At 68.3% G+C, this 15,457-nt stretch carries 18 protein-coding genes; 10 read left to right on the top strand and 8 right to left on the bottom strand.

The window, feature by feature from the left end:
• Nucleotides 1-13: 13 nt before the first annotated feature.
• The 5 genes from sctB to ACN6PJ_RS18200 all read right to left on the bottom strand — a co-directional run bounded on the left by sctB (nucleotide 14) and on the right by ACN6PJ_RS18200 (nucleotide 3,285).
• Nucleotides 14-886, bottom strand: coding sequence for a type III secretion system translocon subunit SctB (gene sctB / locus ACN6PJ_RS18220; RefSeq protein ID WP_427997248.1), 873 nt, complete (start codon nucleotides 884-886; stop codon nucleotides 14-16).
• A gap of 49 nt (nucleotides 887-935) precedes the next feature.
• Entirely contained in the window at nucleotides 936-1,448 is a 513-nt protein-coding gene (locus ACN6PJ_RS18215) for a SycD/LcrH family type III secretion system chaperone (protein ID WP_427997247.1), read from the bottom strand.
• 32 nt (nucleotides 1,449-1,480) lie between these two features.
• Nucleotides 1,481-1,777 carry a hypothetical protein gene (locus tag ACN6PJ_RS18210; protein WP_427997246.1) on the bottom strand — a complete coding sequence of 99 codons (297 nt, stop codon included), beginning with the start codon at nucleotides 1,775-1,777 and terminating at the stop codon, nucleotides 1,481-1,483.
• 37 nt (nucleotides 1,778-1,814) lie between these two features.
• On the bottom strand, nucleotides 1,815-2,417 hold the full coding sequence (locus ACN6PJ_RS18205) for a hypothetical protein (protein ID WP_427997245.1): 603 nt from the start codon (nucleotides 2,415-2,417) through the stop codon (nucleotides 1,815-1,817).
• 142 nt (nucleotides 2,418-2,559) lie between these two features.
• Nucleotides 2,560-3,285, bottom strand: coding sequence for a hypothetical protein (locus tag ACN6PJ_RS18200; protein ID WP_427997244.1), 726 nt, complete (start codon nucleotides 3,283-3,285; stop codon nucleotides 2,560-2,562).
• A 225-nt stretch (nucleotides 3,286-3,510) separates the two neighbouring features.
• On the opposite strand from ACN6PJ_RS18200, the gene sctW reads away from it, so the two are divergent.
• The 8 genes from sctW to ACN6PJ_RS18160 are packed head-to-tail and all read left to right on the top strand — an operon-like array spanning nucleotide 3,511 to nucleotide 9,823.
• Nucleotides 3,511-4,611, top strand: a complete 1,101-nt coding sequence (gene sctW, locus ACN6PJ_RS18195; RefSeq protein ID WP_427997243.1) for a type III secretion system gatekeeper subunit SctW — start codon at nucleotides 3,511-3,513, stop codon at nucleotides 4,609-4,611.
• Nucleotides 4,608-4,988 carry a hypothetical protein gene (locus ACN6PJ_RS18190; protein WP_427997242.1) on the top strand — a complete coding sequence of 127 codons (381 nt, stop codon included), beginning with the start codon at nucleotides 4,608-4,610 and terminating at the stop codon, nucleotides 4,986-4,988. Before sctW ends, ACN6PJ_RS18190 begins: the two co-directional genes overlap by 4 nt.
• Nucleotides 4,989-5,010: 22 nt before the next feature.
• Nucleotides 5,011-5,412: a hypothetical protein gene (locus tag ACN6PJ_RS18185; RefSeq protein WP_427997241.1), complete on the top strand. Its 402-nt coding sequence runs from the start codon at nucleotides 5,011-5,013 to the stop codon at nucleotides 5,410-5,412.
• A gap of 7 nt (nucleotides 5,413-5,419) precedes the next feature.
• The gene (locus tag ACN6PJ_RS18180) at nucleotides 5,420-5,770 is read left to right on the top strand and encodes a hypothetical protein (protein ID WP_427997240.1); all 351 of its coding nucleotides are present in this window, start codon (nucleotides 5,420-5,422) and stop codon (nucleotides 5,768-5,770) included.
• Between the two features lie 8 nt (nucleotides 5,771-5,778).
• Nucleotides 5,779-7,872, top strand: coding sequence for a type III secretion system export apparatus subunit SctV (gene sctV / locus ACN6PJ_RS18175; RefSeq protein WP_427997239.1), 2,094 nt, complete (start codon nucleotides 5,779-5,781; stop codon nucleotides 7,870-7,872).
• Between the two features lie 25 nt (nucleotides 7,873-7,897).
• A complete protein-coding gene (gene sctD / locus ACN6PJ_RS18170; protein ID WP_427997238.1) occupies nucleotides 7,898-9,232 on the top strand; it encodes a type III secretion system inner membrane ring subunit SctD in 1,335 nt (444 codons plus the stop codon).
• A gap of 34 nt (nucleotides 9,233-9,266) precedes the next feature.
• Nucleotides 9,267-9,545, top strand: coding sequence for an EscE/YscE/SsaE family type III secretion system needle protein co-chaperone (locus ACN6PJ_RS18165; protein WP_427997237.1), 279 nt, complete (start codon nucleotides 9,267-9,269; stop codon nucleotides 9,543-9,545).
• 11 nt (nucleotides 9,546-9,556) lie between these two features.
• Nucleotides 9,557-9,823, top strand: coding sequence for an EscF/YscF/HrpA family type III secretion system needle major subunit (locus ACN6PJ_RS18160; protein ID WP_043544842.1), 267 nt, complete (start codon nucleotides 9,557-9,559; stop codon nucleotides 9,821-9,823).
• 37 nt (nucleotides 9,824-9,860) lie between these two features.
• Here ACN6PJ_RS18160 and ACN6PJ_RS18155 read toward each other — a convergent pair whose 3' ends face one another.
• From ACN6PJ_RS18155 to ACN6PJ_RS18145, 3 genes are all read right to left on the bottom strand, one after another.
• Complete coding sequence (locus ACN6PJ_RS18155) at nucleotides 9,861-10,301, bottom strand: type III secretion system chaperone (RefSeq protein WP_427997236.1); 441 nt, start codon at nucleotides 10,299-10,301, stop codon at nucleotides 9,861-9,863.
• A 121-nt stretch (nucleotides 10,302-10,422) separates the two neighbouring features.
• Nucleotides 10,423-11,865: a glutamate-cysteine ligase family protein gene (locus ACN6PJ_RS18150; protein WP_427997329.1), complete on the bottom strand. Its 1,443-nt coding sequence runs from the start codon at nucleotides 11,863-11,865 to the stop codon at nucleotides 10,423-10,425.
• Between the two features lie 201 nt (nucleotides 11,866-12,066).
• Nucleotides 12,067-12,972 (bottom strand): LysR substrate-binding domain-containing protein, encoded by a 906-nt coding sequence (locus tag ACN6PJ_RS18145; protein WP_427997235.1) that lies wholly within the window; start codon nucleotides 12,970-12,972, stop codon nucleotides 12,067-12,069.
• Nucleotides 12,973-13,110: 138 nt separating this feature from the next.
• Between ACN6PJ_RS18145 and ACN6PJ_RS18140 the strand changes: the two genes are divergently transcribed.
• Together ACN6PJ_RS18140 and ACN6PJ_RS18135 are read left to right on the top strand one after the other, a co-directional pair.
• Nucleotides 13,111-14,100 (top strand): Bug family tripartite tricarboxylate transporter substrate binding protein, encoded by a 990-nt coding sequence (locus tag ACN6PJ_RS18140; RefSeq protein WP_427997234.1) that lies wholly within the window; start codon nucleotides 13,111-13,113, stop codon nucleotides 14,098-14,100.
• Nucleotides 14,101-14,157: 57 nt separating this feature from the next.
• Nucleotides 14,158-15,450 (top strand): hypothetical protein, encoded by a 1,293-nt coding sequence (locus ACN6PJ_RS18135; RefSeq protein WP_427997233.1) that lies wholly within the window; start codon nucleotides 14,158-14,160, stop codon nucleotides 15,448-15,450.
• The last annotated feature ends 7 nt before the right edge of the window (nucleotides 15,451-15,457 follow it).

Below are 15,457 nucleotides of genomic sequence, written 5' to 3'. Positions count from 1 at the left end.
TGCGTCCGCCCGCTCAGATATTGCGGGCGATGCCGCGGTTCGTTTCCATGCGCGACTGTTCTATGGCGGAGAGCTTGTCGCGCAGGTCGCGGATGACGTCCATCATCTGCTGGGCCATTTCGTTGGCCTGCTGCACGCCGGACTCATGCACCTTGGACTCGGCCTCGAGTTCCGAACGCTTGGCGTCGTGCTCGGCCGCCTTGCGCTCCTGCGCGGCGTTCACGATGGTGCCGATGCCGCTGGCCACGCCGGAAGCGCCCGCGCCCTTGTCGGAATAGCTCTTGGCCATGGCTTCGGACCCGCCGCCGGACAGCACGCTGGCCTGCTTGTAGCCCGCCCCAAGCTGGGCCAGGCCGCCGGCGATCTGGAAGGCGCCCTGCGTCATCGCGCCGATCATGCGTTCCTGCGCCGCCTGGCGCATCTCGTCCGCGGCGCCCTTGAGCGTGTCGACCTGCGCCTGCAGTTCATTGGCGCGCACCTCCCGCGCCGAAGTGCGCATCGTCTGCGCCAGCTGCTGGAACAGCATCATGAAGGCATACATGTCGGCCTGCACTTCCTGCTCGCTCAGCCCAGACAGCGCGTTGAGCGTGGGCCCGGCGTCGGCGCCCAGTTTTCCTTCGGGCGCCTGCAACGGATTGGCCCCGCCGCCCGCCTCCAGCAGCTTCTGGGTCATGGCGGCCAGTGCCTGCGCCAGCGCCTCGCCGTTCAGCGAACCGAGCGCCCCCATCTCGGCCAGCAGTTTCTGCTTGACGGCCTCGTTCTCGGATGCGATCGCCTGCTTGCTGTCGACGAGCTTCTGCAGAACGTCGGAAGGCGCGCTCTTCAACAGGTCTTCGATGTTGGACGGCAGATTCGCGCCGCCCCCGCCTACGGAAGTGATGCTCATGTGATGGCTCCAGTATCTTGGCCGCGCGCGTCGAGGCGCCCGGCAGGGTTCAGGCCTGCGGTCCGGCCAGCGCGTCGCGCAGGACGCGCGCGCGCGCCGCCACGGTGGCGTGCTTTTCCTCGCCGTCGCACATCGCGGCAACGGCGTCCAACGCCTCGATGGCCTCGTCGCGGCGCCCCATTTCAACCAGCGATTCCGCGCTGTAGTAGAGCGGCGCCGGATCCAGCGGGTCTGCCGCGATGGCCGGCAGGTACTGGCGCAAGGCGTCCTCGTGCCGGCCCAGCATGCGGCTGGCGGCCGCCAGCGCCAGCCCGTAGCGGGGTTGCGTGTGGTCATAGGTGACCAGCGCGGAGAACACCTTGAAGGATTCGCTGTAGCGCTGCTGCTCATACAAGGCATGGCCCAGCGAGTACATCGCCTCCAGCTCGGCCGGCGCCAGTCCCAGCACGTCGCCGAGCTTTCCGCCCTCGCGTATGTAGCTGGCCAGCCCGCCGGTGGCCTCTTCCATGGCGGCCTCGAGGTTGCGCGCCAGGGCGGCGTTCTCTTCCGGGGTCAGACTCATGTCGTTCTCCTCTTTCCTGGGCAGCGCCCGGCTCACACCATGGGGCGCATCTTCTTGATGCCGCCCGACGTCGCCGGCGCGGCGAAACGCTGCCGCGCCAACTCCTGCGCCACCTCGTTCTCGACCGCTTCCAGGTCCTGGCGGAACAGCGACTCGGCTTCTTCGCGCTCCTTGGGGCCCAGGCGTTCCGCGCTTACCGCGCGCACCTTTTCCGGATCCAGGCCCTGGTCCCGGTAGAACTCGTCGGCCCGCGCCAGGGCGCGGCGCGCGTCGTCCAGCGCGCGTTCGGCCGCGGCGTGGATCTGTTCTGAGGTTTTGTTCTGGCTCATGTCGGTCTTCCGGATTCGGGGAGGATGGGGAAATGGATCAGCGCATATTGCCGATGATGGACGAGCGGCTGTCCTGCATCTTCTTGATGAAGTTCGTCATGACGTCGAAGGCTTCGTTGCGCTTGTTGGTCATGCCCTGCAGGCGCGTCATGTCCATCTGCTGGGTGTTGGAGAGCGCGTCCACCTTGTTCTTGATGGCCTGGATGGCGGTTTCGATGCTGCCCTTGGTGACATTGCTGACGCCGCCGTCCACTTTCAGCTGGTACTTGTCGGTGTTCAAGTCCATGCCGGCTTCGCCCATCGCCTTCCACATGGCGTCGCGCATCTGGTTGTAGCGGTTGTCGTTTTCCGTTCCGGCCTTGTTCCAGTCGGGAATTTCGCCATCCTTCATCTTGGTGCCGCCGTCCTTGCCGGACTTGAACAGGCCCGCCAGCGCGTTCAGGCTGTTCATGGCCTCGTTCAGCTTGCCGATTTCCGTGTTGCGCTTCTGCACTTCATTGATCTGGTTCTGCAGTTGCGCGTCCAGCAGCTTGACGCGCTCGCCCTGCACCATCATCAGGGCCGTTTCCAGGTCCACCGAGGACAGGTCGATCTGGCCGATGCTGCTGGCGCCGCTGGCGCCGCCGACGGGGTTGTTCATTGTTTTTTCTCCAAGGATGGTGCGCTGCCGCGCGGCCGGGGCGCCGCGGCTGGGTCCGGACCGCTCCGGCCCCGCATGCAGCATGAGTAACCGCAGCGGGCCGGAAGTTCCACGCCGCCGCCAGGCGGCGAGGCCGGCCTCCTCAACGCATGTTGCCGATGATGCCGGACCGGTTTTCCTGCATCTTCTTGATGAAATTCGTCATCACGTCGAAGGCTTCGTTGCGCTTGCCGGTCATGCCCTGCAGCCGCAGCATTTCCATCTGCTGGGTATTGCCCAGCGCGTCGACCTGATTCTTGAGGGACGTCAGGTCGGTCTTGTTGGCCTCGACCGTGGCGGAGTTCTTCTTGATGCTGTCTTCCAGCGCCGCCACCTTGTCGTCGATCTCCTTTTGCCAGCCGGCCACCACCTTGCCCTTGGCGTCCATGGTCCCATTGCCGTCCACGTCGCGCGGCGCATCCGCGCCGGCGGGAATGGTCAGGCCCGACGCCTTGATCTGGTCCAGCGTGGCGTGGGACAGCGCCTTGTCGTCGCCCTGCCCCCACGACAGGCCGTACCAGCCATCCGGGTTCGGGCACTGGCTGGCCTTGAGCCGCGATTGCAGGTCCCGCAGCTCGGTGATCTGCTGCTGCATGGAGAGATTGGATGCCTCCAGCTTGCCGTTCTCGGAGGTCTTGGCGGCGATCGAGTCGTTCAGGCCCGCCATCTCCGCATTGCGGGCATTGACCGAATCCAGCTGGGCGCGCAGGGCGTCCTCCAGCAGCTGGGCCCGCTGGCCTTGCACCGCCATCAACGCGGTCTCCAGGTCCATCGACCCCAGGTCCATGCCCGCGATGCCGCCGACGCCTGCTCCGGAAACTGTGGACATTCTCTTCTCCTCTTGCGGTGCGTCCGCTCACGAACGCCTCGCTGATTAAGGGTTAACCCTTGGAATATTCACGGACACCGAGACCGTCCGGTCCGGCTCCGCCGCCATGCCGTGTTCGTAACGGCCGCCTCGCCTTGGTTCCATCGATCCGGCATGGAACTTTCCCGGCCCCGGCGTTACTACCACTGACTACGCGCGGCCTGTGCCGGCCGCCTGACATGCCCTATGAACCGTATCGAAACAGGCCTTCCCTCCTCCGCTTTCTCCTCGATGACCTCGCAGGCCGACGTCCAGCACGGACAGCCGCAGGCCGGCACGATGCTGGGCCAGGCCGCCATCGCGGTCGACGGCGAGTTTTCCCTGGCGGATTCGGCCGAGGAACTCAGCCTGCACATGGCCGAGAAAACGGAAGACAAGCACCATGCGGAACGCAAGGTGCGCGGCGACGCGCCGCTGCAGACGATCAGCACCGAAGCCATCCTCGCCTACATGGCCCAGACCCACGACGCCGATGGGCAGGCGAAGCTGACCGAACTGGCGCGCCACCTGCTCAGCGGCAAGGGCGATCCGCGCCAGGCGGCAAGCCAGGCTTTTGGCGACGTATCGCAGCAGTACCTGGCCCTGCAATACGCGCTGCGCCAGGGCGAGCGCGAAGGCGCGTCCGAGGACGTGCTGGACGGACTGCGCGAGGCGTTGGCCGACCTGGAACTGGAAAGCGGCCCGCAGATCCGCGCCGGCATGAACACCATCGGCGCCGCCTCGGCCTACTCCGGGGACGCGCGGGGCGTCGCGGATTTCCAGCGCACCTACCGGGACGTCGTCCTGGGCGAATCCGGCCTTGCCAAGACCCTGGCCCTGGCCATGGCGCGCTTCGGCGGCCAGGACGTCGGCCGCGGGCTGCGGCAATTGATCCTGGCGCTGGGCCAGGACCTGGCGGCCGCGCGCCCCTCGTCCAGTCCCGACCGGCTGCAGGCCCTGATGCAGGACCTGTACCAACTGGGCACCGCCGTCACGGTGCTGGAAGGCTGTGCGGAACTGGCGGAAAGAATGGGCCGGGACCACGGCGTCGCGGTCGCGTCCGAGCGGCTGATGCAGGACCTGGTCAACGTCAGCAATGAAAAATGGGTTTCCGAATCGCGCTTTTCCAGCCTGGCCGGCACGCATGGCGTATCCGCCGTGGAAGGCCGGATCGCTTTCCTGGGCGGCGTGCGCGCCGTGCTCAAGGACCTGCCCGTATCGGTCTACGCCGACCCGGATACCCGGCAGTCCGTGCTGAACGCCGCCCAACTGGCGCTGGACGCCGCCATCGACGAGGAATACGAATGAACAGCCTGGACCAGGCACTGAGCGCCTTCGGAGAAGACATCGGCATGCCCGGGCTGGCACTGGGCGCCCGCGGCAATGTGGCGCTACAGCTGGAATCCGGCCGCCGCGTCGCGATCGAGCCCGCCGAGGACGAGGTGCTGGTGTACGTCTCGGACCCCGTGCCTTACGATGCCGCCGAACGCCTGCTGCGCGCCTGGCGCCGCGCCCACCATTCCCGCCTCGACGGATGGCCGGTGCAGGCGGCGCTGCGCGAGCAGGACGGCCTGCCGCGGCTGCTCGCGGCAACGCGGCTGGCCGCCGCCGAGGCCGGCGCGCACCGGCTGAAGCAGGCTGTCGACCATCTGTCGCGCTGGCTCGACGCCGCGCGCGACGACTGACCCCTGGACACGGAGAATCATCATGTCCGACATGCGCATCAACGGCCTTGCCTTCGACCGGGGCATCGACGGCATCTCCTACGCGAGCCGGGATGCCGGCGGCCAGCACCTGCCCGAACGCCAGGAACTTGCGCCCCCCGCCGACGGCGTGCGCGCGCAGCTGGCCCAGCTGCTGGACAAGCCCACCGCCGCCCGCTACCTGGACGACAGCCTGAGGCCGCCGCTGGCCAACCGCGACCTGCTGATGCCGGCCAAGTTCCAGCAGGCCCTGCAATCCGCCCTGGACGGACTGGGCGCCGCCGCCGAGCAGGCGTCTGACCAGGACGACGCCCGCGCCCTGAATCGCGCGTTGCGTCTGCTCAAGGACGAAGCGGGCCTGCGCGAACTGGTCGCGATGTACCGCAGCGCGCTGTACCAAGGATGAACGCCCGATGCCGCTGAAACACGAGGCCCGCGAGCTGCTCAGCCTGCTGGCGTACGTCTATCTGGAAAACAACCGGCCCGAAAAGACGGCCGTGCTGCTCAATGCCCTGCACGCCCTGGGCATGGCGGGGCCGCGCGAGCTCGCCACGCTGGCGCTGGCGCAATTGCGCGCCGGCAAGCCAGAGAGCGCCCTGTCCACGCTGGATACCCTGGCCATGCAAGGCGGCGCGGACGCGCCCTTCCACCTGATCCGCGCGCAGACGCTGCTGGCGCTGGAGCGCCGGGAAGAGGCCGCCGCCGCCATGCGCGCCTACGTCGCCTCGCGGCCCCCCGCCCCCACTGAAACGGAAACGATCTGAGCCGCGCCATGCAAGCCCTCAACCGCGCCGTCGCCGCCGCCACCAGCCGCAACGATATCGTCCTGGCGATACTGATCGTCTCGATCATCTTCATGATGATCCTTCCGCTGCCGACGACCCTCGTGGACGTGCTCATCGGCGCCAACATGACCCTGTCGGCCATCCTGCTGATGGTCGCCATGTACCTGCCGTCGCCGCTGGCGTTCTCCTCGTTCCCGTCCGTCCTGCTGGTCACCACGCTGTTCCGCCTGGGCATCTCCATCGCCACCACCCGCCTGATCCTGCTGCAGGGCGACGCGGGGCACATCATCGAAACCTTCGGCAATTTTGTGGTGGGCGGCAACCTCATCGTGGGCCTGGTCGTCTTCCTGATCCTGACCATCGTGCAGTTCGTCGTGATCACCAAGGGCGCCGAGCGGGTGGCCGAAGTGGCCGCGCGCTTTTCGCTCGACGCCATGCCCGGCAAGCAGATGTCGATCGACGCCGACCTGCGCGCCGGCACGATCGACATGGACGAGGCCCGCAAGCGCCGCTCCGTCGTCGAAAAGGAAAGCCAGCTCTACGGCGCCATGGACGGCGCCATGAAGTTCGTCAAGGGCGACGCCATCGCCGGCCTGATCATCGTGGCAGTGAACCTGCTGGGCGGCATCCTCATCGGCACCATGCAGCGCAACCTCAGCGCCGGCGAAGCGGTGCAGGTCTATTCCATCCTGACCATCGGCGACGGCCTCATCGCGCAGATCCCGGCGCTCTTCATCGCCATCTGCGCCGGCATCATCGTGACCCGGGTGCAGACCGGCGACGGCCCTTCCAACGTGGGCAAGGACATCGGGGCGCAGGTGCTGGCGCAACCGCGCGCGCTGCTGATCGCCGCCGCGATCGCGGTGGGCATGGGCCTGATCCCGGGCATGCCCACCCTGACCTTTCTTGCGCTCGCCGCGGTGGTCGGCACCATCGGCTTCGTACTGCTGCGCGGCACGCGCAAGGTGGTGGACGAGAAGACGGGCGAAATCACCGAAATCCCCGCCCTGGCGGCCGACGGCCAGAAGCCAGCGGCCAAGCCGCGCACCGACGGCAGCGCCGAGTTCGCCCCCACCCTGCCGCTGATGATAGACGTCGCCGCGCAGCTGCAACGCAGTTTCGACGCCGACGAACTGAACGACGAACTGCTCAAGATCCGCCGCGCGCTGTACTTCGACCTGGGCGTGCCCTTCCCCGGCATCCAGCTGCGCTTCAACGACGCGCTGCCGCAAGACACCTACAACATCCTGCTGTCCGAGGTGCCGGTATCGCAGGGCAAGCTGCGGCCCGGCGCGGTGCTGGTGCGCGATACCGAGCAGAACCTGCAGGCGCTGCAGGTTCCCTACGAAACGGACAAGCGCTTTCTGCCCAACATCCCCACCATCTGGGTCGCGGCCGAGCTCGCGCCCACCCTGTCGGCGGCCGGGATCCCCTACCTGGATCCCCACCAGGTCCTGACCTGGCACCTGGCTTTCGTGCTGAAGAAATACTCGTCCGACTTCATCGGCATCCAGGAGACGCGCTTCCTGCTTACCGCCATGGAAGACCGCTTCCCCGACCTGGTGAAGGAGGCGCTGCGCGTGATGCCGGTGCAGAAGATCGCCGAAATCATGCAGCGCCTGGTATCCGAGGACATTTCGGTGCGCAATCTGCGCGCGGTGCTGGAAGCGCTGATCGAATGGGGCCAGAAGGAAAAGGACTCAGTGTTGCTGACGGAATACGTGCGGGTCTCGCTGAAGCGGCACATCAGCTACAAGTACTCCAGCGGCCAGAACATCCTGCCGGCCTACCTGCTTGCGCCCAACGTGGAAGAGACGGTGCGCGGCGCCATCCGCCAGACGTCGGCGGGCAGCTACCTGGCGCTGGACCCGAACGCGTCGAAGAAACTGGTGGACAACATCAAGCGCGCCACGGGAGACCTGCACGCCACGGCGCAGAAGCCGGTGCTGCTGACCTCCATGGACATCCGCCGCTATCTGCGCAAGATGATCGAGCAAGACCTCTACGAACTGCCCGTCCTGTCCTACCAGGAGCTGACGCAGGAGATCAACGTGCAGCCGCTGGCGCGGGTGGATCTATGAACGCGCCGCGCAACGGAGCCCCGTCATGAGCGAAGCGCTGGAACTTCGCGTCCTTAGCGGCCTGCACCGCGACGCGCGCTGCCTGGTCGAAGACGGCGCGGTGCTGGGCGCCGATCCGGCCTGCGATGTCGTGCTGGCCGACGAAGGCATGGACGCGCGGGCCGCGCAGGTGCGCATCGGCGCGGGCGGCTGGGCCCTGACGGCGGGCGACGATGCCCCTGCCACCCCGTTCAACCGCCCCCTCGCGCTCGGCCCGGTCTGGGTCACCGTGGCGCGGCGCGACGATCCGTGGCCCCTGTTGCCGGAATCCGGCGCCGACGCGCCGGCGGCGCCCGCGTCCGCATCGGAGCCGCTGGCGCCCGAAACGCCCCCCGCGCCCGCCGCAACCGCCGCCTCCTCGGCGGAGGAAGATGCCCAGTTGGAACGCCGGCTGCCGCTGCCGCCCGTGCCCGGTCGGCGCCGCAAGCGCGACTCGTGGCCGATGGCGCTGGGACTCGGCGCCGTGGCCCTGACGATCATCGTGGCCATCGCGCTGGCGCTGATCCCTCCCTCCACGGCCAAGCGCGCGCCGACGCCCGATCCGCGGCTGGCCGCCGCCGAAAAATCCGTGGGCCAGATATCCGCCGTGTTCGAGCGCATGGGGCTGGCGTCGCGGCTGCACGTGTCCCTGTCGCGCGACGGCACGGTCACCGTGTCCGGCTGGGTGCGCAACGCCGTCGAACAGGACGCCGTCGCGGCGGCGCTGTCGCAGATCTGGCCCATGCCCGCCATGCGCATCAGCAACGAGGACGAAGCCGTGCGCACCGCGCGCGCCGCGCTGCGCGCGTTCAACGTCAAGTATGAACCGCGGTACCAGGGCGACGGCCGGCTCGAAATCGCCGGCATCGCCAGCAGCGCCCGCGAACGCGCCTCGGCCCTGGACGCGCTGCGCGCGCAGCTGCCCGGCATGACGGTGCTGGGCAACGGCATCAAGCTGACGCAACAGGTCAGCGACACCTTATCGAGCCAGTTGGTCGACGAAGGCCTGTCCGGCGTCACGCTGGCCTGGAAGGCGGACTACCTGGACATCGCTCCCGGCGCGCTGGACGACGACCAGATGCAGCGCCTGCAGGCGCTGGTGACGGACTTCAACAAGGAACACCTGGACGTGGCGCGCCTGGCGTCGGCCAGCGCCGCCGCGCCGGCCGACAGCGTGCCGTTCACGATACGCAGCGTGGTCGGCGGGGCGCAGCCCTTCATCGTGCTGGAGGACGGCAGCAAGCTGCTGGTGGGCGGGGTCTACCGCAAGTACCGCCTCGTCGCCGTGGAGAACACCCGCATCATCTTCGAAGGACCGCGCAACGCGATCGTGACGCGCTGAGCGCGCCATACCCGCATCCGAGACCCGAGCCGCCATGAACGCACCGATCACATTGACCGAACTCGAGGAACGCCTGGCCGCCCCCGGCGGCGCCGAATTGCGCGCATCGCTTTCCCGGCGCATGGCCGCGCTGGAGGCCGCGGCGCGCGCGCAGCTGGAGCGCGGCCTGGCGCCCGCCGCGTTCCAGAATGCCCAGGCCCTGGCCGACGCCGCCCGCGCCGCCCAGGAGGTGCTTGCGACCGGCTCGCCCCCCTCCCTGTCCGCCGCCGGCGCGCCGGCGGCGCCGCTTCCATTCAATTCCCTGTCCCGCTAAGGAGACGCACCATGGCACTCAATGGCCTCACCGGCTCGTCCGGCCTGAACTTCAATTCCGTCAACAGCACGATCTACGACAGCATCCGCACGCAGGAAACGAACCTGCAGGCAACGCTTTCCAGCATGCGCACCAACGCGGACGGCAGTGTCTCCCAGGCCGAACTGCTGAAGATGCAGCAGCAGGTCCAGCAATGGACGATGATGATCGACATCCAGAGCACCATCACCAAGCAGATCGCGGATTCGCTAAAGGGCGTGATCCAGAAATCGAGCTAGGCGGCTCGCGCGTGGCGGCCCCCAACGGGGGGCCTGCCTACACCGATTGCATCATGAAGGCGGGATTGCGCCGCAGCGCGTCGGCGTCGGGTTCGGTGCGCGCGCAGCGCTGCTCCCAGGTCTCGACCTGATTCAGCAAGGCATCTATCGCGGCCATCAGGGTATCCGCGCGGCACTCCGCGCGCGCCACGCCCAGCTGCAGGTGCATGCGTCCGTCCGGAGCCGCGCAGGCGACGACGCCGCCGCCTGCCTGCATGAAGTTCGATTGCGCCGCCAGCAGCGCCTGGGCGCCGTCCATCTTGCCGCCCACCGCGCACGACAGCAGCACCTGGCCGCGCGCGCCGTGCTCGACGATCTGCACGAGATGCCGGCCGTCGAACGCCAACTGGCAGAGGCCTCCGTCGGACGGCGCCAGCGCGGGGATGCCCAGCATCTGGCCGAGTTCGGAGAGCATCCGGACGAATAAGGGATCTGACACGGTAGTCGGCGGGCCATGCCAGGCGCCGCGGGATGCCGGCAGCCTGGATGCCAATGAGGTGAACGAACCGCTCATCTTACCTTCGTTCCCCTCATCCCCCAAGCATTGAAGCCGCGCGCCATCACAACGGAATCGCGGCGCGGGCCTGGCATATCGCGGCCAGCCGGCGGGAGTCCCCTTCGTGCTGGCGCCACAAGCGCAGCAGCCTGTCCGCGCCCGTGCTGCGGGTCTCGACGGCGTACCTGGCGTAGTCCAGCCAATGGCGCTCGGCCGCGGTCAGCCCGCCTTCGGCAACCGCCAGCGTCTCGCGCGCCAGCGCCCACACCTGCTCGTGGCTCAGGGCATGCCGCAACGCCTCGGCGCGCAGTCCACGCAAGCGCAGCCAGCCCCATTCGCGCAGCAGCGCCTCGGCCTCGCCCAGGTTGCGCATCAGTCCCAACTGCACGGCCGAGGGCGCCATCACGATGGTGGCCGCCACGGCGCTGCCGGCTTCCTCGACGAGTTGCGCATCGGCAAAGCCCGCGCCGGGCGCGCGCCCTTCGATGTAGCCCACGGCGCCCAGCCGCAGGTAGAGTTCCTCGATGCCGCCCGGCCGCTTCCACGCCGCGCGCAGCGCATCCAGGCCCGGATGCTCGGCCAGCCGGTAGCGCCAGCGGGCGTCCAGGAAATGCGCGAACTGGGAATACTCGAAATGCCCGCCCTGGGGCATGATCCTTACCTGGCCGCCCGTGTCCGTGCGCAGGCCCGGCCAGCCGTCGGACGCCAGGAACTGCGAGAGCGACGGCCCGCCTTGCAGGTACACGCCCACCGCCGACTTGTAGCCGTCCTCGACCGCCAGCGGCAGGCAACGGCTGGCGGTTCCCGGGCCGAACATCCAGCGGAAATAGTCGCCCAGGTCCTCGAAAGGACGTTCGGGCAGGCGTTGCAGGCGATGGTCTCCGGCGTAGCGCGAATGGCGGAACATGCGGTCCCAGACGGTCAGCCGGTTTTCCTTGAGGCCCGTGATGCGGCCGTTCTCCAGCGGGCTGTTCGCGAACATGGCGATGCTGGCCGGCGCCAGGCCCAGCACCACGTTCAGCGCGCGCGCCGCCTGCCGCACGTCCACCGACGTGCATGGGCTGTTCTGGGCCTTCGCGTCGATGCCCACGCGGTGCAGCCATTCGCGGTGCCCGACCAGTTCCCGATAGATGGGGCGAGGCACCTGGACCCGCGCATACCAGCCCGGATCCAGCGTGCACGCCGGATGCTCCGAAACGTTCAGCACGGTGGCGCCCTCGGCCTGCAGCGCCAGCTGCGCGTCCTCGAGCTCGCGCCTGGCGCGGCGGGCCAATTCGGCCAGTCCGCCCTCGGCCGCGGCGACCGGCGCGAACGCCGTCTCCAGCAGATTGAAGCCGTTGTCCAGGCCGCTCTCGCCAGCCGCCACGGACACGCCTACGTCGCGACCGCCGATGCGCGAGATGTCCGGCGCCTCGTCCCGTGCCGCCTTGATCCGCGCCAGCCTGGCGAAATAACCGTCCACGGGATGGCTGGCGCCGCTGTCGCGGTGCGCCACGGCCATCTCCATCTCCAGGCCCAGCGTTTCGCCGGCCACGGCGCTCACCGGCACGCCCCTCGGCGGCGGGCGGCGCAATCGAAGCGGAAACGGGCGCGGGCGGAACACATGGCGGGCTCTTGGAAAACACGATCGTGCGAGCTTAGTAACGCGAACCGCGTCCGCGTTCCCCGTCACGGCGGCGCCCAGGCCGGATCCGGCCCGGCCCGGCGCTCAGGCAGCCCCGGGCAATGCCTGGAATCCCTGGGCCAGAATGTCCACGAAAGCCTCGGTCACCGCCGAGGGCGCGGTCTGCGCGGGATAGGCCATGCATACCCGCACCGGCAGGCGCGGCGTGAACGGCCGTATCGCCAGCCGGTCCGCGAATACCGCCGCGATATAGGGATTGACGATGCCCAGCCCATTGCCCGCGGCCGCCAGCGCGCAGATCGTCGACGAATAGGTGGTCTCGATCTCGGACGCCGGCAGCACCCGGTGCGCCTGCATCTCGCCGCGCAGCTGCAGATAGACGTCGTCGTCCGCGTTCAGCACCAGCAGCCTGCGCGCGTTCAGGTCCAGGATGTCGATGGACGGCCGCTCGGCCAAGGGGTGGTCGAGCCGCATCACGCAGACCGCCTCGCTTTCATGCAGCTCATGCAGGTCCAGCAGCGCGCCGTCCAGGGGCGCCGCCGTCACCACGACGTCGTAGGTGCCGTGGAGCAGTCCCTCGCGCAGGTACTGGCTGCCCATCGTCTGCATGTTGATATGGACGTCGGGATAGCGCTGGGCGAACGTTTCCACCGCCCCCGGCAGCACGCCCAGCCCCAGCGCCGGGGTACAGGCCAGCCGCAACACCCCGCTGCCGCTGCGGCGCATCGCGGCCACGCGGTCCTCGATGCGCTCCAGGCCCACGAAGTGTCGCTTGACCGTGTCGAACAGGTCCTTGGCCTCGCGCGTGGGCCGCAGCCGCCCGCGCTCCATGTCGAAGAGCTTCAGCCCGCTGGCCTGCTGCACCTGGCCCAGCAGACGGCTGACCGAAGGCTGGGTGGTGCGCAGCATCTGGGCCGCGCCGGTGGTGGTGCCGGCCAGCATGACCGCATGGAAGGCTTCGATCTGACGGAAATTCAGCGGTCGGCTCATGGCGTCGCAGGGTATTGCAAATACGCATAGCCTATGTCTAAAAAAGAATTTTTTCAAATACATGGCGACTCCTACACTGGGTTCCCCAGGGCGCCGCCAGATGCGCCCGCGATATCCCAACCTTCCAGGGGAAGCCCCATGAATCCACGCCGTGCCTGGCGCACCATCCTCAGCGCGCTGTGCCTGGCCGCCGCCGGCGCCGCGCTGCCCGCCGCCGCCCGTGCGCAGGCCAACTATCCCGACCGGCCGGTGCGCATCATCGTGCCCTTCACGGCCGGCGGCAGTTCCGATATCCAGGGCCGCCTGTTGGCCGAACACCTGGGCAAGCTGTATGGGCAGTCCGTGGTCGTGGAGAACCGTCCCGGCGCGGGCGGGCACATCGGCGGGAAGTTCGTTGCGGACTCCGGCCCGGACGGCTACACCCTGCTGCTCGGTTCCATCGGCCTGCATGCGACCTATGGCGTGTACAAGAGCCTCAACTACCAGCCCGCCCAGGACCTGAAGCTGATCACCGTCGTGGCCGAGATGCCGCACGTGGTCGTGGCCAACCCCGCGCTGGAAGCCAACTCCCTGGCCGAGCTGACCGCCCTGGCCAAGGCGAAGCCGGACACGTTGCATTTCGGGTCGGCGGGCGTGGGCTCCTCGGTGCACATGGTCGGCGAGCTCTACAAGATGGCGGCCCAGGCGCCCATCGTCCACATCCCGTACCGCGGAAGCTCCGCCGCCACCAACGATCTGCTGGGCGGCCAGATCCAGCTGCTCTTCGAGAACGTGCCCACCACGATCGGCTACATCGAAGCGAAAAAGCTGAAGGCGCTGGCCATCACTGGCGCGTCCCGCTCGCCCGCGCTGCCCGACGTGCCCACCGCCGCCGAGGCCGGCCTGCCGGGCCTTACCGTCACCTCCTGGACCACGCTTGCGGCCAGCAAGGACGTGCCCGACGCGCTGATCGAAAAGCTCAGCGCCGATCTCCGCCGCGTGTACGCCGATCCCGCATTCCGCGCCGGCCTGGAGCGCCTGGGCATGACGCCCGTGGGCAACAGCCCCGCCCAGGCGCGCGAATTCGTCGAGCGCGAACGCGCCCGCTGGAACAAGGTCATCGAAACCGAACACATCACCGCGGGCTGACATCCGCCCTGGCGGGGCGGCGCGCCCGCCCCGTCCGTCTCATCCTCAACCCCATCCATGAACCGCATGCTTGCCACGTCCATCGCCTGCCGCCGCCTGGGCGCCACGCCTCACCATCATTTCTTCGGCTACTACAACAAGACCGTCTGGCATCGCGACGGCCGCTACCTGCTGGCCAACCGCACCTCCTTCAAGGACGCGCGGCTCACGCCCGAGCTGCCCGCCGAAGTGGGCTACTTCGACCTGGCCGACAACGACCGCTACCATGCCGTGGGCAGCACCACGGCATGGAACTGGCAGATGGGCTGCCAGCTGCAATGGCTGGACGGCCTGGACGAACCGCAGATGATCTACAACTGCCGCAGCGACGACGCCTCCAGCGGCGTGTACCCCGGCTTCCTCTCGGCCATCCACAATATCGCCACGGGCCAGACCCGCCTCCTGCCCCTGCCCATCTACGTGGCCGCGCCCAGCAGCCGCTATGCGCTCTGCGTCGACTATCGCCGGCTCTACATCACGCACCAGACCATCGGCTACAGCGAGCATGCGCCCGCCCCCGTCGCCAACGCGCCCGCCGATGACGGCATCCGCCGGCTGGACCTGGACAGCGGTGAGCACCGGCTGCTCGTCAGCTACGCCGACCTGCGCAATTTCCACCCTCGCGACTCGATGGAACGCGCCATCCACTGGGTCAGCCACATCGAGGTCAATCCCTCGTCCACCCGCATCCTGTTCCTCCATCGCTGGACCGAACGCGTGGAGGACGAGACCTGCTTCCTGCATCGGCTGATCACCATGGACGCGGACGGCAGCGACATGCGCCTGCTGGAATGCTCGGACCATCCCCTGCCGCAACTGGCGGACGATTTCGATCCGAACGCCGTCGGCACCTTCGACTACGAGAAATCCGAATACCAGATCTCGCACCCGCTGTGGCGCGACGACCGCTCGATCATCGTCTGGGGACCGCATGCCGGCAGCATCCACTACCACCTGTACGAAGACACGCCCGGCGGCCGCGTCCAGGTCGTGGGAGACGGCGTGCTGACCGAGAACGGCCACATGACGTTCTCGCCCGTGAATCCACGCTGGCTGCTGAGCGACACCTATCCGGACTCCCGCACCCACGAGCGCGTGCTCTTCCTCTACGACATGCAGACCGGCCAGCGCCATGCGCTGGGCAGTTTCTATGCCGACCCCGGCCTGTCCAAGGAAAACCGCTGCGACCTGCATCCCCGCTGGAGCCGCGACGGCACCCGGATCTGCATCGATTCCGTGCACGAAGGCGAACGCCAGATGTACGTGCTCGACGCCACGCCCATCGTGGGCCAGGCAAGGCGCGACGCCTAGCCTCGGC

Source organism: Achromobacter sp. (assembly GCF_050285585.1).
Classification (GTDB): Bacteria; Pseudomonadota; Gammaproteobacteria; order Burkholderiales; family Burkholderiaceae_B; genus Achromobacter.
Note: the sequence above shows the minus strand (reverse complement) of the source record. Positions and strands in the feature narration are given on the sequence as shown.